We start from the raw sequence: 23,519 nt of genomic DNA on the forward strand, positions 1-23,519 counted from the left end.
AGAAGTATGAAGAATAATAATTAAAAAAGAAATTAAAAGTATTAATTAAAAGTATTAAAAAGTATTTTTAATTAAAACTAAGCAGAAGAAGAAAACAAACAAAGATTTTTCCTTCTCCTGCCACCACTTAAACATTTTTATATTTTTTATTTTATTTTTTACTTTTCACTTTATAATTTTTTTGTTTTAAACAAACTAAAACAAAAAGAAATAAAACAATACTTTAAGCTTTAAAGATAAAAGAGAAATAACAAAACTCTTTAATCTTAAAATCAAATCTTAAAGTTTTATGACAAAACTCCTTAGTTTAAGTGGTGGTTGGAGAGGGAAAGAGTGGAGATTTTTGAGCTATAATTTTGCAATTAACACAAGATTGGAAATTAAAGATTTGCAAAAAAAGATTTTTTGGTTGAATTTTGTTGTAGTTTTGTTTGTTGCAATCAATTTAAGAGCGCCCATAACTGCTATTGGCCCAATGGTGGATTTTATAAAAGATTTTTTCAAAATAGATTCTGCTGATGTGGGAATATTGAGTTCTATTCCTTTGATAGCTTTTGGGGTAATTTCATTTTTAGCTATTTATTTACATCCAATAAAAGGAATGCTAATAGGCATTGTATGTATTATTTTAGGAGAGATTTGCAGAAGTTATCTTGGATATTTTCAAGATAACTTGATGCTTATAGGACTTTTTGGCGGAACTTTATTGATGGGCTCTGGTATTGCAATTGCCAATGTTTTATTGCCTAGTTTTATTCGTGCAAAATTTGCAAATAAAGTTCCAATGATGATGGGTGTTTATAGTGTTGTTATGAGTATATCAGCAATTTTTGGGGTGGTTTTTACATTGCCTTTATTGCAATATTTTTCTGTGCCAAATGTGATGGCTTTTTGGGTATTTTTTGCTTTAATGGCTCTTGTTGCTTATATGCCTCAAATGCAAAATAATCGTTTAATGAGAAGCAAAAAACAAAATGGAAATATTTTTGAGTTTTTTGTGAATTTAGATGCTTGGAAAGTAACTATTTTTATGGGATTGCAGAGTTTGATAAGCTATAGCATTTTTACTTGGTATCCAAAGATGATAGTAGAAAAGGGATTTGACATTACATTTGGGGCGTCTATGACCTTTTATATGCAACTTGTGTCTATACCATCTGCATTATTAACTCCATTATTGATATCAAGAATACGCAATCAATATAAATTTATTTTGTTGTTATGTCTGTGTGGGTGTTATGTAATTGGATTTTGGTTTTTATTATTTTGTGATAGTGGAAGAGTGATTTTGTGGATATCTTTATTTTGGGGGATTCCTGTGGGTGGTGCTTTTAGCTTGGCTTTGTTTTTAATATCCTATAAGACAAATAGCATAGCAAGTGCTGCAAAATTATCTGCTATGACACAAGGTTTTGGTTATTTGATTGCTTCTTTTGGTCCTTATATTGTTGGAAAATTGCATGATGGTTTTGGTGGATTTGATAGTGGGATTTATTTTTTGATGATTGTAGCAATCTTATTAAATATATCTGGAATCTTAGGTTTGTTGGCAAAGAAGATTTAATTGATATTGCTCAATTATTAACTTACTTCTTTTAGATATAAATCTGCAAAAAATAAGGAGCGTATTATGGCATTAGAAAAAGAAATTAATCAAGAAAATATTGCAAAACTTATGGATATTTTTTATGCAAAAGTAAGAAAAGATCCTCAATTATCCACAGTATTTATACCTGCTGTAGGAGAGGATAATGAAAGCTGGGAAAAGCATAAGGAAAAAATCGGAAGATTTTGGCGACAAATGCTTTTGGGGGAACCTGTTTTTGATGGCCAACCACTTAAAAAACATTTGGAATTACCACCTTTTCCAAGAGAATTTTTTTCTACTTGGTTGCAACTATTTGAAGATTCTTTAAAGATGATTTATGAAGAGAATGTTGCTTCAAGTATTTTAATGCGTGCGCAAATGATTGCACAAAGGTTTCAAGTGGCAATTTATGATATGCAAATTCACTAAAATATTTTTTGCTAAAATACCTAAAAACTAAAAAATATAGTAGTGATTGTTATAAATGAATAGTTTTAGGTATTTGGCTTTAATATTTCTTTCTTCCAACATTCTCCTATCCCTTTCTTCAGAATGGATAGGTTTTATTCCCTCTCAAGATTCTAATATTACTTTAAATAGCAATGATGATAAAACTGTTATTTTAAAGCGTGATCCAACTTCAAATCAATCTAAAGCTAATGACTTTGGAGGTGATGGGTCACCCACAAATCTCAATTATTCTAGCAATGGTAATTCTACTCTTAGATTGATAAGAGATTCTGCAATAAGCGATATGGTGTTTTATCATATTAGAGGAAATCGCATTAGTGTAAATCAAGGGGCTAGCTTGATAATTGATTTACAAAATAGGGGAACTGAAGGTAGGTTTTATTTCTATGGTGGGGAGATGTTTGCCAATAATGGAGGTAAGATACAAATAAGTGGTGTTCATATTGTTATAATAGGAGATATAAATGGAGGGTTAATTGAAGCTAGAGATGGTGGAAGAATAGAGCTTAGTAATATTGGATTTGTTAAATCTGTTAGCAGGACATCCAAGGCTAGTGTTATCAATAGTGGCGGAGAGCTTATTGTAAAATCAAATTTTTATAATTCTGGTTTTTTGGAGAAGATAGGAAGTGTCTTGTATGCAGATTCTGCTGGATTTTTTGAGCATAAAAATGGGAATACGACTATTGAGGGATTGTTTTATAATTCTGGATTTGATGGGGGATATAGAAGGGAAGCTTTGCTAAAAGTAAATTCTGGAAACTTTAAGGTTGTGGGTAATTTTCAAAATGGTGGTGATTTTGTCAATGAATATGGAAAATATAGCTATGGTATAGGGAGTGTCATTGCAACAGGGGGTGTGATAGATATTGGTGGAAATTTGACTAGCAAAAGCGAAGATGCCAACTTGCGATCAAAAATTGATTTAACGAATACCATTTTAAAAGCAAATATTTTAGACAATCAGGCAGGGAGTGATATTTTTGTATCAGGTGGCACAAAAATACAGGTAAAGAAATTTATCTCATCAACTAATTCTTCCATAAATTTTATAGGTATCAATAATGGTTTTGGTGAAATTGAGGCTACAGAGAGCATTGCTTTGGATGGTGCTGTGGTAAATTTTAAAATTGCAAGTGCTTTTAGCCAATCGCAGAATCTAGAGTATGTCATTACACAATCTCCGCAAACTACAGGATTAAAGGATGGTGAAGTAATATTGCTTGATGCCAATAATAATCAAAGTGATAGATATGGTGCAAAATTAGTTTCTGATGGCAATCAATATAAATTGGTTTTAGAAAAAAAGTTTGATGATACAAATAATGGCAACAATACAGATAATAGAGGCAATATCATAGGCAATAAAGAAAAAATTGCAAAAGAATTAGAAAAACATTTGGTTATTTTAAATTCTGCAGATTTGAACAATGCAGTAGAGAGAATAGATTCTCAAATACACACTCTTTTAGAAGAGTATCAAACGCTTGATAATTCAATGGCATATTTCAATCTCCTGTCAAGAAATACGATATCTCAAGCACAAGTAGCTTTAAATACAATGCAAAAGCAATATTTAGTTAGAAATGATATTGCATTAGTGCAGAATACTAGTGATTTTAATGAATTTTATCTAGATAGTGATATAAAAAATAATTTTTTTGTTAATGCGCTTGTTGGGTATGGTGGTAAGAGTAGTAGGGGGGGGGGTATGAGATATGGTGTCAATCTTGGCTTTGATAGGCATTTTAGCGACTGGTTTTTTGGAGGAATCTATGGGGTTTTTGAAAAAAGAAACTTTAGTGCCAAAGGATTAAATCTTGATTCTTTAAGCTGGCAGCTTGGAGCTTATATGAGATTTGGTTTTGATAACTGGGAGATAGATGTGCTTGCAAGTTATCTTAATGTGCAGAGTAATTATCAAAGAGATTTTAGTATCAATACACAACAATTTATTCAAAAGGGGAATAGTTGTATTGATGATATAGGTTTGCAAGGTCGTTTGGGATATAGATTTGGTTTTGCAAATAATCATAGCTTAAAACCATATTTTGGTGCTTTGGGGGATTATTATTTGATGCCATCTCTTAGTGAAGATGGAGATTTTGGTATCACTGCAAATAAAAATTATTTTTTTAATCTTTATGGGGTTGGTGGTTTGGAGTATCGCAAAATTTTTGAGAAGAGTAGTTTTTTTGCAACTGGAGAGTTTGCTGGGGGATCAAATATAACTTCCCATAACTATACTTTGTATTTTGGAGATGAAGTTCTATCTTTTAGAAATAAGGTAAGTTTTTTTGGTAGTGTTTTATTGGGTGCTGATTTTGCATTGAATGATTTTTTTGGTATTCAAATCAATGTGAAAACTAAAATTTATAACACAGGAGTGTATCTTTTTGATACAAATTTTGGTTTGAGATTCTTATTTTAAAAACTCCAAAAAGTTATTGTGCTAAAATTAGCAATGTTAAAAACAAAATAAAATTTGAGGAGAGAAAGATGGAAGAGTTGCAAGCTATTGTTGAGAATCAAATTTTAGATATTAAAAAAAGGGGAGAGGTTTTTCAAAAGGAAATTAGCAAAGAATTTGTTGATACTTTTGTTAAAACTTTAAAGTTACCAAATACCTTAAGTGATAGTATTGTGGAGCTTTTATCAATTAAAAAAAGAACAAGTGTTATTTGGCTTAGTCTTTCTGAATGCACAGGATGTACAGAGAGTTTTTTAAGAAATGAAATTCCTGGTTTTGATTCTTTGATATTTGATGTTATTAGCCTTGATTATCATGAAGTTTTAAGCGCTGGTGCTGGTTTTAGTGCAAGAAAAAATATTCAAGACGCACTTGCTACTGGGGAATACATTTTAGTAGTAGAGGGGAGTGTGTGTATCAAAGAAGAATATTTTGCTACTTTTGGTGCAGAGGCTATGAGTGGAAAGGAAGAATTGAGGCACTTAGCAGAACATGCACTTATGGTTTTTGGTGTTGGAACTTGCTCCTCTTTTGGGGGAGTGCAGGCCGCAGCACCAAACCCCACAAAAACCGAAGGTATTGAAAGCTTAATAGGTTGTGAGTTGGTAAATATTCCAGGATGTCCCCCAAGTGATATAAATATCGTGATGAATTTATTGTATGCAATTATTTTTAAAAAGGCTCCAGAGTTAGATGCACTTAAAAGACCTTTGTGGGCTTATGGAAAAACCGTGCATGATAGTTGTGAGCGTAAGGCAAAATTTGAATCCGGTGATTTTGTGCAAACTTTTGATGATGAAAAAATGCAAGAAGGGTATTGTTTGTATAAAGTGGGATGTAAGGGGCCCTATGCATATAATAACTGTCCAAAAGTAAAATTTAATTCAAAGACAAGTTGGCCAATCCAAGCGGGTCATGGTTGCATTGCTTGTAGTGAGCCAAATTTTTGGGATGATTTTGGAGTGTATGAAGAACCTATGAAAAAACAATTTGCATATTTTGCTAAAGCTCCAAAACTAGGCGATATTAAAGAAACTACACAAAATATTCAAGATTTGTATGCAAATATGCAAGATGATGTAGTAGGGGTGTTTTTTGATACAAAGCAAAGTGCGATAATCTATCAAGGAAAAAATATTTTACAAGCAAACATAGATATAAATCCAAAAAATTTTTTAGAGAATCTTGCTAAAAAAAGCAAGCTTACCGGGAGACTGGTGGAAAATTATCAAACTTATTTTAAACAATTGTATGATAAAAATATGCAATATTCATCAGATGCAATGCTCTCTAACAATCTTGCAGATACGATGACATTGACACATTTTTTATTAAGTAGTGACGAAGAAAAAGAGCCAGCATTAAGAGTGATAAAAGAAGCTATAAGCTTTCCTTTTATTCAAATTAGTGATATGGATTTTTCTGTTAAGATACAGGATGAAAAAATAGTAATTGATGTGCTTAAGGGAATGAGATTGCCACTTTGTTATATTTTGGGTGGATTGGAATATGATGGAATTGCTTATGGTGTTTTGGCAAGTCTTTGTAAGAGTATCAGAGAAGGGATAGGCAAATTTTTTATTGATACCAAAATCAATCATGTGATTTTAGGTGGGAATCTAACACAAAATCCATTAGTGCAAAATTGGTTAGCAAAGTAAGAAAAATATGAAAAAATCCATAGTTATTGCTGGAAATGGACCATCTTTGGCTCAGATTGATTATTCAAGACTTCCAGAAGATTTTGATGTTTTTAGGTGCAATCAATTTTATTTTGAAGATAAATATTTTTTGGGTAAGAAAATTAAAGGGGTGTTTTTTAATCCTTTTGTATTAAAAGAACAATTCTTTACATTGCACCATCTTAAAAAAAGAGGGGAGTATGAAGTAGAGGATATATATTGTAATATTACCATGGGTATTTGGGATAGACAGGATGAGGATGGGAAATTAAAAAATTTGGAGCAAATTTTGGAATATGATTTTCCAAGTGTAAAAAATACCTACCCTTATTTAAGGCAAATGCAAGAGTTTAATGCTTTGCATAAATTTTATGCTCTCTATTATGAAAAACGATTTACCACGGGAATTTTAATGTTAATTGTGGCTATTGCACAGGGTTATAAAGAGATTTACTTAACAGGAATTGATTTTTATGAAAACGGAGGCTTGAGCTATGCATTTGATGTTAAAAATAAAAAAAATTTGATTTTACAAATGCCAAGTTTTGCTTATGATGATTTTAGGGATTTGGTACATAGTAAGAATGTTGATATTGAGGCCATTAGGATTGCTATGCAGGTTCAGGGAATAAAACTTTATTGTCTAAATAATAATGGATTATTGAGTAAGCTTTTACCACTTGCACCAAAAAGAAATTTAAAATTTGAGGTTTTATCTAAACCAGATGGTTTTATTTGTGATTTTATTGAATTGCCCAAAATCAATGTAAGAAAAGATATTGATATCCCCCCCCCCCAATTTAATTTAAGAGATAAAATAATAAGAGGTTTATCTAGCTCTGGAATTAAGAGAGATAATGTGTTTATAAAATTTTTATTAGATACTTTTAAGATTATCAGAGGCATTGCAAGGATTATAGAGCAAGGTATAAAAAAATTTATTTTATAAAATCCCCCTCCTCATCAATATCCAAACTCACTTCTCTACTCATCACATAAGAGAGAGGATTGTCATTGAAGCTTGTTTGAGGGGTGAGTCTTGAGGCTAGATTGATATAAATTGCACCATTAAGCACATAGCATTTTTGCAAGTCTTGGCGACGCACAGAGCTTGAAAGTAGCAAGAGGTTTTGAAGTCTATCCTCTATAATCCTTCGCATAAATAGAGGGTTTTCTACACTCTCACACACACTTGCCAAATCCTCACACCCAAATCTCACAAATTTCTCATAAGCCTCTTTGATATGCACTTCATTTCTTAGAGGAGAGGTGGGCTGAAGCAAAATCACCACATCAAACTCTTCTCCCCTCTCTTTGTATCTCTCTAAGCTCTCGATCACACACTCAATGCTCTTGCTCTCATCTCTTGCACTCTCCTCACTCCTCAAAAACGGCACACTCGCTCCAAACTCTCTTGCAATACAGGCGTATTTCTCACTATCAGTGCAGACAAAGACTTCATCACACACTCCACTTCTCAATGCACTCTCAATACTATGAGCCAGAAGGGGTTTGCCTCTAAACTCTTTGATATTTTTATCTTTCATTCCCTTGCTTCCACTTCTAGCAGGAATCAGTCCTAGCACTCTCATAGCATATCCACAAATTTCTTTTGAAGCTTTTTATCCCAAATCTCCCCATTCTCTAGCACAGCGATAAACTCTTTGGCACTCTTGCCCTTGCCAAACTCTAGTCTTGGGGTGAGTTTGAGTGTTTGAACCTTTCTAATGGCCTCTAAAATCTCTTTTTCACTCTCTTTCACACTCACAATCCCCTCTCCCTCTTTGTATCTTCCCTCTTGTCTTGAGCCTAGGTTAATGCAAGGGATTCCATAGATTGGGGCTTCTCTAATCCCTGCTGAACTATTGCCAATGATGAATTTTGCATTTTTGAGCAATGTCAAAAATGCTTCAAATTTGAGGGATTTAAAGAGTGCAAAATGAGGGTTTTTTTCTAGTCTTTTATAGGCTTTGAGGATTGTTTTTGAGCCTAAGTCATTATTGGGGTAAATCACGATAAAGTTTTCCCCACATTTCTCTAATGCCTCAATGCTTTGAGTGATATTCCTCTCCAAGCTCTCTTCTTCTGTGGTTACAGGGTGATAGAGAAAGATTGCATACTTTCCCTTAAAGGGTTGTATTTGATAGTAGTGTTTCTCCACAGCCTCAAGAGTAGGCAGAGAAGAGCCAAGCATTAAGTCAATATCAGGAGAGCCAATGACAAAAATATCTTCTTGCTTCTCTCCTAGCTGGATTAGTCGCCTCTTAGCCTCCTCATTTGCCACAAAGTGCAAATGAGCAAGTTTAGAGATAGAGTGGCGAATAGATTCATCAATCGTCCCACTCACTTCCCCTCCCTCAATGTGGGCGACTAAAATATTATTAAACGCCCCCACAATCGCTCCTGCAAGTGCCTCTAGTCTATCGCCGTGAATGACAATCAAATCAGGCTTATATTCTTTAACAAAGTTTGAGAATTGTTTGATACTATCAGAGAGGGCTAAATCCATTCTTTCTTGGTATTTGTGGGCTTTTGCCAAAAACACCTCATCAAATCCATCTTTGAAAATCTCAATAAAAGTCTTTCCATACAGCTCTAAGAGGTGCATTCCACACACAAAGATTTTATACTCAAAGCTTTTGCTCTCTTTTACTTCTTGCACTAGGGCTTTGATCTTCCCCCAATCTGCCCTTGTCCCACTCAAAAATACAATCTTTTTCACTCGATCATCTCCCAAGAGAGATGAGTGTCGCTCTCTATATCACATTTTGCTCTCTTGCCCAAAATCTCCTCATAAAATTCAGCCTTGATTTCTCCAAGTGCAGGGCGTTTCACCCATAGATTTTCTTTGCTAAAAATCTCACCCTTTTTGATAGGAGCAATGCTGACACAAGTGGAGAATGCAAAGTCGATAGTTACTTGCTCTTCTTTTGTAGCTTTTTTCTCTCCTCCACGCATTGAGAAAATTTCTTTGGCTGAGAGGATTAAATCTCTTGTTTCTTTCTCATCCATAGAGCAGATGATATCAGGGCCAATTCTATCTTTATGATCGCTAAAATGTCGCTCTACGATACTAGCCCCTAAAGCAATAGCAGATTTACACGCATTGTTGTTGAGTGTGTGATCGCTTAGTCCAATAGGGATATGAGGATAAGCCCTCATCATCTCTTGCATTGCTCCAAGCCTCACCAAATGAGGGGGTGTGGGGTAGAGATTGGTAGTATGAAGCAAGGCAAAGGGGACATTAAAGCTTTGTAAAATGTCTGTGGCTTTTTTTACACTTTCCAAATCATTCATTCCAGTAGAGACAATCATAGGCTTACCAAAACTAGCGATATGTTTGAGAAGTGGATAGTTATTCATCTCTCCTGAGCCGATTTTATACGCACTCACCCCCATTCTCTCTAGTCTATCTGCCCCTGCTCTAGAAAAAGGTGTGGAGAGAAATATCATTCCTGCCCTCTCTACATACTCTTTAAGCTCAAATTCCTCTTCTTCACTCAAAGCACAACTTTGCATAATCTCATAAATGCTTTTATCACTATTGCCAGGAATGACTTTTTTGGCTAATGAGCTCATCTCATCTTTAATGATGTGGGTTTGGTGCTTAAGCACTTCCACTCCTGCCCTTTTGGCACTATCTACCATTTCTTTAGCGACACTCAAAGAGCCATTGTGGTTGATCCCAAGCTCAGCAATCACTAAAGGCTCATAATCACTCCCAATTCTTCTACCCTCAATCTCAATGAAATTTGACATAATAAAACCTTAAATAAAAAATATTGGTATTTTATCTCATATTGGTTTAATTGTGATGTAAATAGGGTGGTAGGTTAGAGTGTTATTAAATCTTGTTTGAAATTCATAAAGTTTTTTTTGAGTGATTGTGTAATTAGATTCCAGGCTATTTACCCCAGTAAGTTTTAAGTGCCTAAAAACCTCTAGAGGCGTTTGAAAGGTAAGCGGAACTAGTGTTTCAGATAAGTGCAAGATATGATAATTTTCACTCAAAATCTTTTCATAATCTATTAAATCAAGATAATCTAATCCGTTGTTAGTATGTTGCCTTATTTCAATGAGATTTTGTTTTCCAAAAGTGCCAAAAACAAGAAGAGAGTCTTGATGGCAAAGTTTTAAAATATTAGCCAAAAACTCTCTTTGATGAAGCCATTGAATACAGGCATTTGAGATAATAAGATCAAACTTTTCTTCAAGCGCTGTATGAATAGAATTTGCATCTAGTAAAATAAAATCTGTTTGCGGTGGGATATAACTTTTGTAATCATTGATATCGTTGCACACAAATTTTGTAAAATCCAATGCTTGAAAAAGTTTTCTTGTAAGCCCACCAGTTCCGCATCCAATCTCAAGAACGCTATAAAACCTTTTTTTGGGTAAAAGTGATAAAAGTCTATCTTGCATAAGATTTTGGATTATCGCATTGATATCATAGGTGCTTTTTGCTTCAAAAAATTTTTTTGCTATATATTGCATAGCATATCCCAATCATCAAATTCAAAAAAAGGAAAATGAGGAGTGTTTATTTTAATAGGTTTGCAATTCTCCCAAGCATTTAGCTGATACTTTGTTTCAAAAATTTTATCATCTCTGCTAATGAGAATCTTATCCCATATTTCCTCTTTGCTTGGTATGTTTAAAAGAGTGTCATAGATATTTTGTAACTCCATAATCAAGCTTTCTTTTTTAGGGAAAAGAAAATTATTTGCACTATTTAATGTATTTTCAAAAGTATTTTTTTTAAAAATCTCAAGATTAAAGTTTTTTATAGTGTATTTGAAAATTGCAGGAGGGATTCCATTTTTTTTATCAATACCTTGCAAGGTCCCATTTATGGCAATTTTTTTAATGACATTCAGGTTTTTTGGCAAAAAGCGATTAGCCATTGCTACCCCCATAGACCAAGCAATTAGTGTGATTTTTTTATCTTTTAAAAAATCTAAGTTTAAAAGATTGTTTTGATAATTAGAAATGAATATAAGTGTTTTTTTTGGCAATGTGAGATGTTGAAAAAAACTCTTATTGCTCCCAAAACCAGAAAAAAATATTATGACCTCATTATAATCTGCAGGGGTTAGTAAATCTACTTGCATAGAGCCTCTAAGAGATTTTGTAAAATATCTTCATTAAGATTTGCATTGAGTGAGATTCTAATCCTTGCTTGATTTTCCGGAACACTTGGGTATTTAATCGCAGGGGCAAAAAATCCATATTTAAAGAGTTTTTCTGATAAATCAAGTGCTTTTTTATTTTCATAAGTCATAAGGCTGATGATATGAGAATCCCCAATAAAATCCATTTTTCTATTCAGTAATTCCTTTCTTAAAAAATTAGAAAGATTGTGCAGTTTGTTTTGCCTATCTACTAAGTGTGGTAGATTCTTAAAGACAAAGAGGCAAAAAGCAATGCTAATTGGAGCAATGGCGGTGGAATAGATAAGAGTGCGTGCTTTGTTGATAAAATATTGCCTAAAAATATCATCGCAGAGCACACATCCTCCACAAGATCCTATGGCTTTTCCAAAAGCAAGAATTAAAAAATCAACAGAATCTAAAACCTTTAAATCTTTGCACAATCCTAAGAGTTCTTGCCCGTAAGTTCCAATGCTATGTGCCTCATCAATATAAATTAAAACATTTTTGTAGATTTTTTTAAATTCGATGAGTTTATTGATATTGCAAAAATCCCCATCCATACTAAAAAGTCCTTCACTCAAGATAATGATATGCTCATAAGTGCCGTGAAATTCTTTGAGCAAAGATTCTAATTCTTGCATATTATTATGGGCAAATCGCTTAAACTTTGCACGCGAGATTCTAAGGCCATCAAAAATACTCGCATGCACAAAACTATCTGCTAAAAAAAGTGTATTTGGTATTTGCGCAAGTGCATCTATAATTCCTAGATTTGCATGATATCCACTATTAAAAATGAGTGCTTTTTTTGGGGAATAAAGCATATTGAGGTATTTTTCAAAATCCTCAAAAATTTTAAAATTTCCACTAAGACTTCTTGAAGAAGCACTGGATAGAGGGGTTTGTGTCAAATCGACTTGTTGGTAAAAAGAGTTGATAAAATCCCTATCTTGAGCTATGCCTAAATAGTCATTTGAAGCAAGATTGATAAGCATTTGATTTGAAATAATGATTTTTTCTTGTTGATGTTGCATAGGAGTAAGCGTGCGATAATTTGATGAATTTTGCAATTCTTGTAAAATATGTTTTATTTTTTGATGCATCTTAAACCTTTTTGTAAATTATACTTCAAAATCAGGAATATACTAAAAGTTATCAAAAGATATTACACTTCTGTGATTAAAAATAAGGTAGAGAATGGAAAATATAATTTCACAGGATTTATTGCATATTTGGCATCCTTGCACGCAAATGAAAGACCACGAAAAAATCCCTCTTATTCCCATTAAAAAAGGCAGAGGGGTTTATTTATATGATTTTAATGATAAGGCATATATTGATGGTATTAGTAGTTGGTGGGTCAATTTATTTGGTCATTGCAATGCGTATATCAATCAAAAATTAAAAGAACAAATTGATACTTTAGAGCATGTGCTTTTAGCGGGTTTTACACATCAGCCAATCATTGATTTATCTGCACGAATCTGTGCCTTATTGCCCAAAGAACTTAATAAATGCTTTTATGCAGATAATGGATCATCTGCCATTGAAGTTGCTTTAAAAATGAGTTTTCATAAGAGTTTGTTAGATAAAAAAGAAAAAAAGAAATTTATTACCCTAAGTAATGCATATCATGGCGAAACGCTAGGGGCTTTGAGTGTGGGGGATATCAAACTTTATAAAGAGGTTTATGGCGCGCTTTTATTAGAATGTTTGCAAGCTCCCACTCCTAAAAATGAAGATTATGAAAAAGAATTGCAGGTTTTTAAAGAGTTAATAATGCAAAATTATCAAGATATTTGCGCTTTTATTCTTGAGCCTATTGTGCAGTGTGCAGGAAATATGCATATGTATAGCACAGATTTTATAAAAGAAAGCGTGCTTTTTGCTCAAAGCTATGGAATTGATGTGATTTTTGATGAAATTGCTGTGGGATTTGGTAGGGTCGGAAGTATGTTTGCATTAGAGCAGTGTGGAGTAGTGCCTGATTATCTTTGTTTGTCCAAGGGTATTACAGGGGGATATTTGCCCTTATCAGTAGTGATAACAAAAGATGAGATTTATCAAAAATTTTATGCCCCATATGAAGAAGGAAAAGCTTTTTTACATTCTCACAGCTATACTGGGAATCCTTTGGCCTGTTCTTGTGCAAATGCTGTATTGGATATTTTTGAGCAAGAAAATATCATACAAATAAATCAACAAAAATCCAAATATATTTTTACTAGAATGCAGGAATTAAAAAATTTTCATCAAGTTTCAAATCTAAGGAGCAGAGGGATGATTTTTGCATTTGATTTGATAAAAACAAAAAAAAATCGTGCAGGTTTGATTTTTTTCCAAGAAGCCTTAAAACGAGGTATTTTATTGCGTCCTTTGGGAAATACAATATATTTTATGCCTCCATATGTTATTTTGGAGAAAGAAATTGATTTTGTTGTCGATTGTATAAAAGAGATTTTACAAACAATAGAGCTTTGATTTGTTATAATTTACTCCAAAAAATAGCTCTGCTTGAGGATTAAGGCAAAAAATGAAGAGTATTAAATTTAAATTGACTTTTATTTCGGTATTTATTGTGGCTTTAGCGCTTGCTATTATCGGTGCTATATCTTACAAATCTACAAAAAAAGTTGCTTTTAACCAGTCAGTAAAAGAACATATTGATACAGTAAAAATGGCTGATATTCCGATGGAAGCAGCAAAGCTAAGAGTATTTACTAGTATAAAAAGTTTGTTAGAACAACTAGATGAAGTGCCTTCAGATGCTTTTTTTAATCAAACCAAAGCATTGCAAGCTATTGGTCCTTTGCTTAAGCCTTTTAGAAAGGGCGGTGATTTTCTTGGGGTATATTTTGCACTTAATAATGGTGAGCTTATTATTAGTGATGCAGATATAGATAAAAAGAATCTTGCTTATGGTATTTATGGGAAAGCTGATGATTATGATGCTAGAACTAGGGAGTGGTATAAAGATGCTTTAATGAAAAAAAGCTTAATTGTAACTTCAGCCTACTTTGATGATGCAACACAAGAGTATTGTTTCACATATGCGGTGCCAATTTATAGAAATAATAAACTGCTTGGAATCTTGGGTTTAGATGATAAAATCTCAACCTTACAAAGAAATTTTGAAATGATGCCTGGTCATATTTTTGCAATGGATAAAAGTAAAATGGCATTTGTCTCGACAAATAAGCAAGAAGTTTTAAAGAAAGATGCGGATTTGATAAAACTTTATGATATGGTGTTAAAGCTTAAGGATTTAAAACCATTTGTTTTTTTAGATAAAGGTGGAAAGCAAAAATTGGCAGTATGCAAGCGTTCTGATATAAAAGGTCAAGGTTCTTATATTATTTGCAGTGTCGAGGATTTGCAAGAAGTGATGGCGCCTATTGAAAAAGATGCAAGAATGCAAGTCTTCTTGGCGATTTTCTTAGCAATTGTGGTAGCTTTCTTACTTTATTGGGTAATTTATTATTATCTTAAACCCATCAATGCTATACAAAGTGGTTTAAATGAATTTTTTGATTATTTAGGACATAAGAAAAAGAGTGTAGCAAGAATATCTGTTAATACAAATGATGAATTTGGTCAGATGGCTAGAGTTTTAAACTCAAATATTGATAAAACAAGACAAATGTTAGAGCAAGATTCTAAAGCAGTGCTTCAATCAGTAGAAACAGCAAAAAGAATTGAAGCGGGTGATTTAAGTGCTAGAATCATTGAAAATCCTGCAAATCCTCAACTTATTGAATTAAAAAATGTATTAAACAATATGCTTGAAATTTTACAAAATAAAGTAGGTAGCAATCTTAATGAAATCAATCGTGTTTTTGATTCTTATATGAAGTTAGATTTTACTACAGAAGTGAAAAATGCAAAGGGTAGTGTAGAGCTTGTAACAAATGCTTTGGGTAGTGAAATTAGAAAGATGTTGCAAGCTTCTAGTGACTTTGCAAATAGTTTAAATGTTGCTTCTAGTGATTTGTTTCAGGCCATCAATAGTTTAAATGCAGCATCAAGCACGCAAGCGCAATCATTGGCAAAAACTACAAAATCTATTCACGGAATAACTAAAACAATGCAGGATATCAATGAAAAAACCAATCAAGTTATTGCACAATCCGAAGATATCAAGCTTGTTATTGGCATTATTAGAGATATTGCCGATCAGACAAATCTCTTGGCATTAAATGCTGCAATAGAAGCTGCAAGAGCCGGAGAGCATGGAAGAGGTTTTGCTGTAGTTGCTGATGAAGTAAGAAAACTCGCAGAAAGAACACAAAAAAGTCTTAGTGAAATTGAAGCAAATACTAATATGCTTATAGAATCTATCAATGAAGTAGGGGTATCTATAGCAAATCAATCAGATAGTGTATCTCAAATCAACGAAGCAGTGGTGCATTTACAAAGCATTACAGAAGAAAATGCAGGTATTGCACGATCTTCATCAAATATTAGCACTAAAGTAAATCATATTGCAGAAGAGATTCTTACTGATATCAATAAGAAAAAATATTAAAAAATAATATCCAATGCTTGCTTGAAGTCTTTTTTGATAGTCTCAAAGTTAGATTTATCAAAAAAGGGCAAGTGGAGTATTTTTACTTTTGCGTATTCTGAGATAAAATTATCAAAATCTTTATTTTGTTCTCCAGACATTATTAATCCCATTAGTTGCATATTTCTATTTTTTAGTGCTTCAATACTAAGCAATATATGGTTGATAGAACCAAGATAATATCCTCCTACAAGCAGAGTTTTTAGATGATGGTGAGAGATGAAATCAATCATACAATATTTTTCATCAATAGGACTATAAAGTCCCCCAGCTGTTTCTATGATAAGATTTTGACTTTGTGGTATTGTAATTTCTTTGGCATTATAATTGGCTTTTTCTATTTTTTTACCTATATGTGGAGAAGCAGGAGTTTGTAAAACATATCCCTCAGGATAGATTTTGCTATGCGGAGCAAAAGAAGTGATAATCTCACAATCTTTTGGTATTCCTGCTTGAATGATTTTGAAATAATCATATCCCAAACTTGCGCATAACATTGCACTTGCATAAGTTTTTCCGACATTGGTATGACATCCAGCAATACAAACTTGCATTTTTTATCCTCATAAATAAAAGTAATTGCACATTTTACATAAAAAACTTTTTTTTGTTATTTTATAAAATGTGACAAAACCCAACTCGAAAAATATAATATTAAAAGATGGAGAAAAACCATGATTGTAAGAACATTAGGATTTGATATTGGTATTTCTAGTATTGGTTGGGCGTTGGTAGAGGGACAAATGCAAGATGATAAAATCAAACTCGAAAGAATTGCAGATAGTGGAGTAAGAATCTTTAGGGTGGCTGAAAATCCAAAAGATGGAAAATCTTTAGCTCTCCCTAGAAGAAATGCTAGAAGTGCTAGGAGACGCAATGCAAGAAGAAGAAATAGAATCTTAGAAATTAAAAAATATCTTTGTAAAACTTTGGAAATTTCACCTAAAGAAATGTTTGGAGATATAAGTCTCCCTCCTCTTTTTCAAACAAAGCCAAGAGAGAGGCTATGATGATATTACTTATGAACTAGAGGATAAAGAGGGAGGTAAGTTAAAGGGTGCAATCCAAAATAATCAAAAAATTTTACAAGAAAAGAATTTTAAAACCATTGGTGAAATGATGTATGAAAGTTATTACCAAAAGCCAAGATTTGGAATAACTGGACAAATGGATAATGTGCGCAATAAAAATCAAAAAGACAAAGACGGCAAAAAAAGTATTGTAGACTACAAGAGATGTATAGGAAGAAGTGAATTAAGAGCAGAGTTAGAAATGCTTTTAAATACACAAAAAGAACTAGGAAGTGCTTATATTACTGATAATTTTAAAAAAATAATTTTAGGAAATCAAAATGCAAACAACAAAATAGGACAAGAGGGAATAGTATTTTTTCAAAGACCATTAAAGAGCTTTGAAGATAAGATAGGCAAATGTCAATTTTTTAAAGATAGTAATAGGGCTTGCAAATTCTCTCCAAGTGCTGAGGAGTTTGTTGCTGTTACAAAAATTATCAATACACTTTTAAATATTTCCAATAAAACTGGAATTATATGGGAAAATAAACAAGAGATAATTGAGCAAATTTTGCAAGAAGCATCAAATAAAAAACTAACCTACAAGCACTTGCGAAAAATTTTAGAATTACCACAAAGTTTTGCTTTTAAAGATTTGGATTATTCCAAAGCAGATAAATCGGAGAATGTAGCATTTTTAGAATTCAAGGCTACATATCAGCTTAAAAAAGCAAATTCTCATTTATCGCAAATCAAACAGGATAAGATTGCCGAAATATTAGGTGAAGAAAAAGATTGGGCGAGAATTGAGAGTAAGTTAAAAAAAGAAAGTTTTACTACTCAAGAAATTGATAATATCAAGCAAGCCAATCTAAAATTTTCCAAACACATCAATCTTTCTTTAAAGGCACTCTACCAAATTCTTCCTATAATGAAAGAGGGCAAAAGATATGATGAGGCAGTAGCAATCTTGCAAGAAAAAAATATTTTTCCAAAAACAACTTCACAAAAAACAAATCTTTTACCTCCTCTTAAGGATATTGCAAAAGAAGATAGCTACTTTGATATTTCAAATCCTGTCGTAAATCGCGCTTTAAGTGAGTTTAGAAAAGTAATCAATGCTATTATTGAAAAATATGGAGCAGTGCATTTTTGCAATATCGAGCTTACAAGGGAAGTGGGAAAGAAATATGCAGAACGGGATAAAGAAGCAAAACAGCAAAAAGAAAACCAAATAATCAATCAAGAAGCCTTAAACGTCTTAAGAAGCTATGGATTAAGTGAAAATGCAAAAAATATTTTAAAATGCAAGCTTTGGATTTTGCAAGGAGAGCAGTGTCTTTATAGCGGGGATAAAATTACACAAGAGCACCTTAGAGATGAAGCGTCTCTAGATATTGACCATTTCTTTCCTCTAAGTCGTAGTCTTGATAATTCTCAAGGCAATAAAATATTGTGTTTTAAAAGAGAAAATGCCCAAAAAGGAAACAAGACGCCTTATGAATATTTAGCAGATAATACGGATAAGTGGGAAAAATACATTACACGCGTTTTTGCCACAAGATTTGACAAGTATAAAAAACAGAGACTAATCTCAAAAAATTTTAAAGATAGAAATATTGGGGATCGTGCAGAGTTTTTGGCAAGAAACTTGGTAGATACTGGATATATTGTAAGAGTTGTAAGTTGTTATATTGATAAATATTTAGAGTTTTTACCTCTTGAAGGTAGGAAAAGAAGGGTTAGGATAGTATCAGGTTCGCTTACTTCTGCATTAAGGGCGTATTGGGGAATTAGCACTAAGGACAGGGAGCATCATATTCACCACGCACAAGATGCTATTATTATTGCTTGTATCAACGATAGCACGATACAAAAATATAGCCAATATCTCAAAGAAAAAGAGTTAGGATATAAAGATTCTAGACATAAGGCAAATAGTTTAAATCAAGCAGACTGTGTCACAAAACTTGCTTTGCGTTATCCAATAGAGGATTTTAAAAACAAGATTGCTGATAGTATTGCAAAGATTTTTGTTTCTCACGCCTCATCACATAAAATTACAGGAGCATTACATCAAGAAACAATCAGAAAAAGAGAATCTTATTATAAGAGTTTTGGAGGGGAAGAGGGGGTAAAAAAAGCTATTGCATTTGGTAAGGTACGAGAGGTTAATGGAGGTTTAGTTGATAATGGAGAGATGGTAAGAGTAGATGTTTTTAGAGGTAAAAAAGGTTTTTATGCAGTTCCAATTTATACTTTTGATTTTGCACTAGGCAAACTTCCAAATAAAGCCATTGTTCAAAAAGGAAAAGGTGAGGTGCTAAAAGATTGGATAGAGATGGATGAAAATTATGAGTTTTGTTTCTCGCTTTTTAAAAATGACTATGTCAAAATCCAGACAAAAGAGATGCAAAATCCAGTTATTGCCGTTTATACTACCACAGGGACTGCAACGGCAAGTATGAGTTTTATACATCATAGTAGATTTGCTTTTGCTTCAGAGGATGAAAAAAGTTTCTTTAAAGATGTGGATAAAAAAGAAGATAAGATGCTTTTTTCTCGCACAAATTGTGGAATTCAGGGATTGGTGGTTTTTGAGAAAGTGCAAGTTTCTCCACTAGGAGAAATTAAAGTATGCAAGCCAAGTAAAAGGCAAGAAATAGCACTCAAAAGACATAAGAAGTAAATCAATGTTTGAAGAAGCTTTTCGCACACTTTTCCTAAGCACTCCCACAAAACTTTCGCATAAAAACAATGCTTTGTATCTTACACAAGATACAAAGTCTTTTTGTATCCCCTTAAAAGATATTTCAGTCATTGTCATTGACACTCCTCAAATTACTCTTAGCTCAAGTCTTTTGAGCACTTTTGCAAAACATAAGATTTTGCTTTTTGTCAGTGATGAATCTCATATCCCAAGTGGTTGTTTTATGTCTTATCTACCACATTTTAGAGGTGCAAAAATCTTGCAATATCAAATAAAAATCAAACAACAACAAAAATCTATCCTCTGGCAAAAAATTATTCAGCAAAAAATCTATAATCAAGCACAGCTTTTGTTTTTACAAAATCAAAATATTACTGCCAATAAGCTTTTGTCCTTGCAAAAAGGTGTAAAACTCAATGATAGCACCAATAATGAGGCTAAGGCTTCAATGCTTTATTTTCCAGCTCTCTATGAAAAGGATTTTTTAGAGAGGATTTTTGTGTTATTAACTCTGCATTAAACTATGGTTATGCGATTGTAAGAGGAGCAATTGCGAGAAATATTGTCGCTTCAGGTTTGCTGCCCTCTCTTGGAATCAAACACACCAATCAATTCAATCCCTATAATCTTGCAGATGATTTAATAGAACCTTATAGAGCTTTCGTGGATTCTAAAGTTTCTTTTATGCATTTAGGAGAGAGTTTGGAACTAGGGGATAGGGTAGAGCTAGTAAATATTCTCAATGCAAAAGTTTTGCTTGAAAATAAATACTTTCCTTTATATAGAGCCATAACACGCACGATATGGAGTCTTGCAAAAGCCATAGAGACAGGAGAGAACTACCTAGAATTACCCACTTTTAGCAAGGAGAGTAATGGAAGAGAAATTTATGAGAATCCTATGATGTTTGATATGCCTACTAAGACAAAAGAGCAAAGAAAGGCAGGAAGTCAATTCCGCCAAAGATTACTAAAAGAAGGATTTTTTTATGTTGCAATTTTCTGTATATGCAAGGATTTGCAAGGGAGCAAAAAGTGCACAGACCTATATGAAAAAATTGGAAAGTTTTTTACCACAAAGAGGGCATATTCGCGCCATAATGCTTACAGAAAAACAATTTGACAATATGAAGATACTCATAGGAGAAAAAAGTCTCACTGAAAAGGCTCAAGAGCCAAGACAGCTGACATTATTTTAGTTTTTTGGGATGCTAGGCAAGTTACCCTGCGGAGAACTAAAAAACTCCTTATTCTAGCCACTTTGTAAATCCTATTTTGATAAATCTCGTAGAGGCAAAAGCCCCCTTATTTCATCGTTTTAGCCAAGGGTATTTTATCATAGAAAGATTTACAAAGTGGCTAAAACTATTTACCATTTAACCTAGTCTTTAGGAAAAAAGATTAAAATACTAAAAGAATATGAGATATGGATACAATAAGGAATATTAAAAACACAAAAGAGAGATAATGCAAAAATATTACTTAATAAAGAGCAAGAAAATGCTTCTTAAGGCTTTGGAGAATGAGAATTATCTCAAAGATTTAACTATCAGAATGGCTCATCATAGCACCGCTATTGAGGGCAATACTTTAACTCAAGATCAAACTGCTAGTATTATTCTTGATGGTTTTATTCCAAGCCATACCAATGAAAGAGAATTTTTTGAAGTGCGAAATTATCGTTTTGTAATTCCTAAAATTCTAGAGTTTTATCAGCAAAATCTACAAAATAATCAAAAACTTAATACCAATCAAATTAAAGAACTACACTCTATTGTTATGGATAATCTCATTGAAAACAAGGGGCAATTCAAAGTAATTCCTAATCTTATTGTAGGAGCAAATTTTGAAACAAGCAAGCCTTATTTAGTGCCTACACATTTACAAGAAATGCTAAATAACTTAGATTATCAAATCAATAGTGCAAAAGATGATGATCAAAAATTAGAGGCAATCTTACAATCACATTTTCATTTTGAAAAAATCCACCCCTTTAATGATGGTAATGGAAGAGTAGGAAGACTTATAATGTTTTATTTTTGCATAGAAAATAATATCACTCCTTTTGTTATTCAAAAAGAACAAAAGTCTTTATATATTTCAATTTTAAGAGAGAGTAATCTCACAGAATTTAAAAAATTAGCAAAAGATTTACAAGAAATTGAACTCAATCGCTTGCAAATCTTTTTAAGCCAACAAAAAGAAAAACAAATCAGAAAAAGTTTTAAAAGATAAGAATATTCTATTCCTAAAAAGAATAAAAAAGAATAATTTATTCTTTTTTATATCTCTATACTTCAACTGCAATAACAAGAAAAGTAATTTAATCGAATAATTTAATTTTACATAGAAAAAATATTTGATATATAATTGCATCAGAGGTTGCCTTAAGAGGTAGCAGCCTCTCAAGGTAGCCTACTTTTTGCAAAGGAGGCTAAATGAAGAAGATATTCAGACATATCTTAATGGGCATTATACTACTATTGCTTTTTGCAGTCAAGGCTTATTAAGATAAAACCTCTTAGCTCATTTCATAAGCGTGAGCTAGGAGAATATCTTCTAACCTCTAGCTTATGTTTATAAGAATAAAATATTCCTAAAAGGAATAAAAAGTAATAATTTATTCTTTTTTATTCCTTTTTAGCATAAAAAAGAATAGAGCTTCATTGCAAACAAACCCACCACACACACTTATATAAAACAATACACATTTTTAATCCCTTTTTTTACTTTTTTATGCAGTTTTTTTATTTTTTACATCTCAATAGAATTTTTTTTGTTTTGCAAAAGTTGCAAATCTAACTTTTTATTGGAGAAAAAGATGGAAAAACAAGAATTAACTAAGGAAGAAGCAGTTGCTTTTTTTAAAGCAGGGATTGAGATTCAAAGTGAAGATGAAGCTACTTTGATATTAGAACAAGAACTTAATTACATCGTAGGAGAGTAAGAATGAAAACTTGGGAAACAATGACTTTGGAAGAAAAAAAGAATAGTTATGCTGAATATATCTCTTTTGAAATTGTGCAAAGTATCGCAAAAGACAGAGCACCTTTTAAAAAAGACAAATCAAAAGAAGAGTGGCAAAGGGCTTATAATCCAAGCAATGGGATACCATACAATGATTTAAATTCTTTAATCTTGAATATTAAGCAACAAGAGGGTAATTATAAAAACAATGCGTGGATTTCCTTAAATGATGCTGCTTTTTTAGGAGCACAAAAGGAAGAATTAGATTCTATTTTTCAAAATAAAAATATTGTAAAAGCAAAAATCTCTTATATTAAAACTCATAAGTTAGAACCTATCTTTAAACTTGATGAGAATGGTGAAAAAATACCATTGCTTGATGAAAATGGAAAGCAAAGATACTCTGAAAAAACAGGCGAAATGTTATTTGAGTATCAAACAGAAGTGCAAAAAGACCAAAATGGAAATATTAAACTAAAGGAAAACGGAGAGCCATTTACAAAAATTAGCACTCAAAAAGTTGCAATAACTCCAACGCTAGTTACAGAACATCTTTTTAATATTGAAGAGTTTGCCACAATCAATAAAGAAAGACTAAAACCACTGAATGAAGAATTAAAATTTAAAAACATTCTAAAAAACAACCCTCAAACACCAGATGAGAAAAAGTTACCTACTTATACTTTATTGGAAGAAAATAGACTTCTGTATCCAGATACATTAAAGCAAGTTAAGAACTATCTTTATGCACAGAATTTAGAAAAAGATTTCCACGCAAAAGACTTTAGAAAACAACAAAATCAAAAAATTGAAAAAGAGCAACCTGAAATAAAGCAAGAGAAAAAGCACGAGCAGAAAAAAAACAAAAAGCTTTAAAAGATAGTTTTTATAAAAGGAGGGGA

General features: G+C 32.4%; 21 protein-coding genes and 1 pseudogene. 15 read left to right on the forward strand and 7 right to left on the reverse strand.

From position 1 onward, the window contains the following. The first annotated feature begins 289 nt into the window (after positions 1-289). The 5 genes from CQA57_RS01155 to CQA57_RS01175 all read left to right on the forward strand — a co-directional run bounded on the left by CQA57_RS01155 (position 290) and on the right by CQA57_RS01175 (position 7,160). The gene (locus tag CQA57_RS01155) at positions 290-1,564 is read left to right on the forward strand and encodes an MFS transporter (RefSeq protein WP_245941824.1); all 1,275 of its coding nucleotides are present in this window, start codon (positions 290-292) and stop codon (positions 1,562-1,564) included. 66 nt (positions 1,565-1,630) lie between these two features. After that, on the forward strand, positions 1,631-2,017 hold the full coding sequence (locus CQA57_RS01160) for a group III truncated hemoglobin (RefSeq protein ID WP_115578407.1): 387 nt from the start codon (positions 1,631-1,633) through the stop codon (positions 2,015-2,017). Between the two features lie 55 nt (positions 2,018-2,072). After that, complete coding sequence (locus CQA57_RS01165; protein ID WP_115578408.1) at positions 2,073-4,490, forward strand: autotransporter outer membrane beta-barrel domain-containing protein; 2,418 nt, start codon at positions 2,073-2,075, stop codon at positions 4,488-4,490. 68 nt (positions 4,491-4,558) lie between these two features. Next, on the forward strand, positions 4,559-6,190 hold the full coding sequence (locus CQA57_RS01170) for a hydrogenase small subunit (RefSeq protein ID WP_115578409.1): 1,632 nt from the start codon (positions 4,559-4,561) through the stop codon (positions 6,188-6,190). 7 nt (positions 6,191-6,197) lie between these two features. After that, positions 6,198-7,160, forward strand: a complete 963-nt coding sequence (locus CQA57_RS01175) for an alpha-2,3-sialyltransferase (protein WP_115578410.1) — start codon at positions 6,198-6,200, stop codon at positions 7,158-7,160. Here CQA57_RS01175 and CQA57_RS01180 read toward each other — a convergent pair. Genes CQA57_RS01180 through CQA57_RS01205 form a run of 6 tightly spaced genes read right to left on the reverse strand, consistent with a single transcriptional unit; the run spans position 7,150 to position 12,467 of the window. Next, positions 7,150-7,803 (reverse strand): acylneuraminate cytidylyltransferase family protein, encoded by a 654-nt coding sequence (locus tag CQA57_RS01180; protein WP_115578411.1) that lies wholly within the window; start codon positions 7,801-7,803, stop codon positions 7,150-7,152. The two genes, CQA57_RS01175 and CQA57_RS01180, sit on opposite strands and share 11 nt — an antisense overlap. Beyond that, positions 7,800-8,933 (reverse strand): UDP-N-acetylglucosamine 2-epimerase, encoded by a 1,134-nt coding sequence (gene neuC / locus CQA57_RS01185; RefSeq protein ID WP_115578412.1) that lies wholly within the window; start codon positions 8,931-8,933, stop codon positions 7,800-7,802. The genes CQA57_RS01180 and neuC overlap by 4 nt, the downstream gene beginning before the upstream one ends. Next, positions 8,930-9,970, reverse strand: coding sequence for an N-acetylneuraminate synthase family protein (locus tag CQA57_RS01190; protein ID WP_115578413.1), 1,041 nt, complete (start codon positions 9,968-9,970; stop codon positions 8,930-8,932). The genes neuC and CQA57_RS01190 overlap by 4 nt, the downstream gene beginning before the upstream one ends. A 36-nt stretch (positions 9,971-10,006) precedes the next feature. After that, complete coding sequence (locus CQA57_RS01195) at positions 10,007-10,705, reverse strand: methyltransferase (RefSeq protein ID WP_115578414.1); 699 nt, start codon at positions 10,703-10,705, stop codon at positions 10,007-10,009. Beyond that, positions 10,693-11,322, reverse strand: a complete 630-nt coding sequence (locus CQA57_RS01200; protein ID WP_115578415.1) for a pimeloyl-ACP methyl esterase BioG family protein — start codon at positions 11,320-11,322, stop codon at positions 10,693-10,695. Before CQA57_RS01200 ends, CQA57_RS01195 begins: the two co-directional genes overlap by 13 nt. Then, positions 11,313-12,467, reverse strand: coding sequence for an aminotransferase class I/II-fold pyridoxal phosphate-dependent enzyme (locus CQA57_RS01205; RefSeq protein ID WP_115578416.1), 1,155 nt, complete (start codon positions 12,465-12,467; stop codon positions 11,313-11,315). Before CQA57_RS01205 ends, CQA57_RS01200 begins: the two co-directional genes overlap by 10 nt. A gap of 94 nt (positions 12,468-12,561) precedes the next feature. On the opposite strand from CQA57_RS01205, the gene CQA57_RS01210 reads away from it, so the two are divergent. Both CQA57_RS01210 and CQA57_RS01215 read left to right on the forward strand, forming a co-directional pair. Next, positions 12,562-13,845: an adenosylmethionine--8-amino-7-oxononanoate transaminase gene (locus CQA57_RS01210; RefSeq protein ID WP_115578417.1), complete on the forward strand. Its 1,284-nt coding sequence runs from the start codon at positions 12,562-12,564 to the stop codon at positions 13,843-13,845. Between the two features lie 52 nt (positions 13,846-13,897). Continuing rightward, the gene (locus CQA57_RS01215) at positions 13,898-15,889 is read left to right on the forward strand and encodes a methyl-accepting chemotaxis protein (protein WP_115578418.1); all 1,992 of its coding nucleotides are present in this window, start codon (positions 13,898-13,900) and stop codon (positions 15,887-15,889) included. Here the strand turns inward: CQA57_RS01215 and bioD are convergent. Beyond that, complete coding sequence (gene bioD / locus CQA57_RS01220; RefSeq protein ID WP_115578419.1) at positions 15,886-16,482, reverse strand: dethiobiotin synthase; 597 nt, start codon at positions 16,480-16,482, stop codon at positions 15,886-15,888. The genes CQA57_RS01215 and bioD overlap by 4 nt on opposite strands. Before the next feature lie 120 nt (positions 16,483-16,602). On the opposite strand from bioD, the gene CQA57_RS01225 reads away from it, so the two are divergent. The 8 genes and pseudogenes from CQA57_RS01225 to CQA57_RS01255 all read left to right on the forward strand — a co-directional run bounded on the left by CQA57_RS01225 (position 16,603) and on the right by CQA57_RS01255 (position 23,493). After that, a complete protein-coding gene (locus CQA57_RS01225) occupies positions 16,603-16,938 on the forward strand; it encodes a hypothetical protein (RefSeq protein ID WP_115578420.1) in 336 nt (111 codons plus the stop codon). 4 nt (positions 16,939-16,942) lie between these two features. Continuing rightward, positions 16,943-19,630 (forward strand): type II CRISPR RNA-guided endonuclease Cas9, encoded by a 2,688-nt coding sequence (gene cas9, locus CQA57_RS01230; protein WP_115578421.1) that lies wholly within the window; start codon positions 16,943-16,945, stop codon positions 19,628-19,630. Positions 19,631-19,634: 4 nt separating this feature from the next. Continuing rightward, entirely contained in the window at positions 19,635-20,171 is a 537-nt protein-coding gene (gene cas1 / locus CQA57_RS01235; protein ID WP_115578422.1) for a type II CRISPR-associated endonuclease Cas1, read from the forward strand. Between the two features lie 41 nt (positions 20,172-20,212). Next, positions 20,213-20,269, forward strand: a pseudogene (locus tag CQA57_RS08255) (hypothetical protein); the annotation flags it as partial. A 370-nt stretch (positions 20,270-20,639) separates the two neighbouring features. Further along, positions 20,640-20,849, forward strand: coding sequence for a CRISPR-associated endonuclease Cas2 (gene cas2, locus CQA57_RS01245; protein ID WP_245941825.1), 210 nt, complete (start codon positions 20,640-20,642; stop codon positions 20,847-20,849). A 268-nt stretch (positions 20,850-21,117) separates the two neighbouring features. Next, on the forward strand, positions 21,118-21,885 hold the full coding sequence (locus CQA57_RS01250) for a Fic family protein (RefSeq protein ID WP_245941826.1): 768 nt from the start codon (positions 21,118-21,120) through the stop codon (positions 21,883-21,885). A 586-nt stretch (positions 21,886-22,471) separates the two neighbouring features. Beyond that, positions 22,472-22,597, forward strand: coding sequence for a hypothetical protein (locus CQA57_RS08295; RefSeq protein ID WP_281270373.1), 126 nt, complete (start codon positions 22,472-22,474; stop codon positions 22,595-22,597). Positions 22,598-22,599: 2 nt separating this feature from the next. Then, positions 22,600-23,493, forward strand: coding sequence for an ArdC-like ssDNA-binding domain-containing protein (locus tag CQA57_RS01255; protein ID WP_115578423.1), 894 nt, complete (start codon positions 22,600-22,602; stop codon positions 23,491-23,493). Positions 23,494-23,519: the final 26 nt, after the last annotated feature.

The sequence above is a fragment of the Helicobacter anseris genome, from assembly GCF_003364335.1.
Taxonomy (GTDB): Bacteria; Campylobacterota; Campylobacteria; order Campylobacterales; family Helicobacteraceae; genus Helicobacter_H; species Helicobacter_H anseris.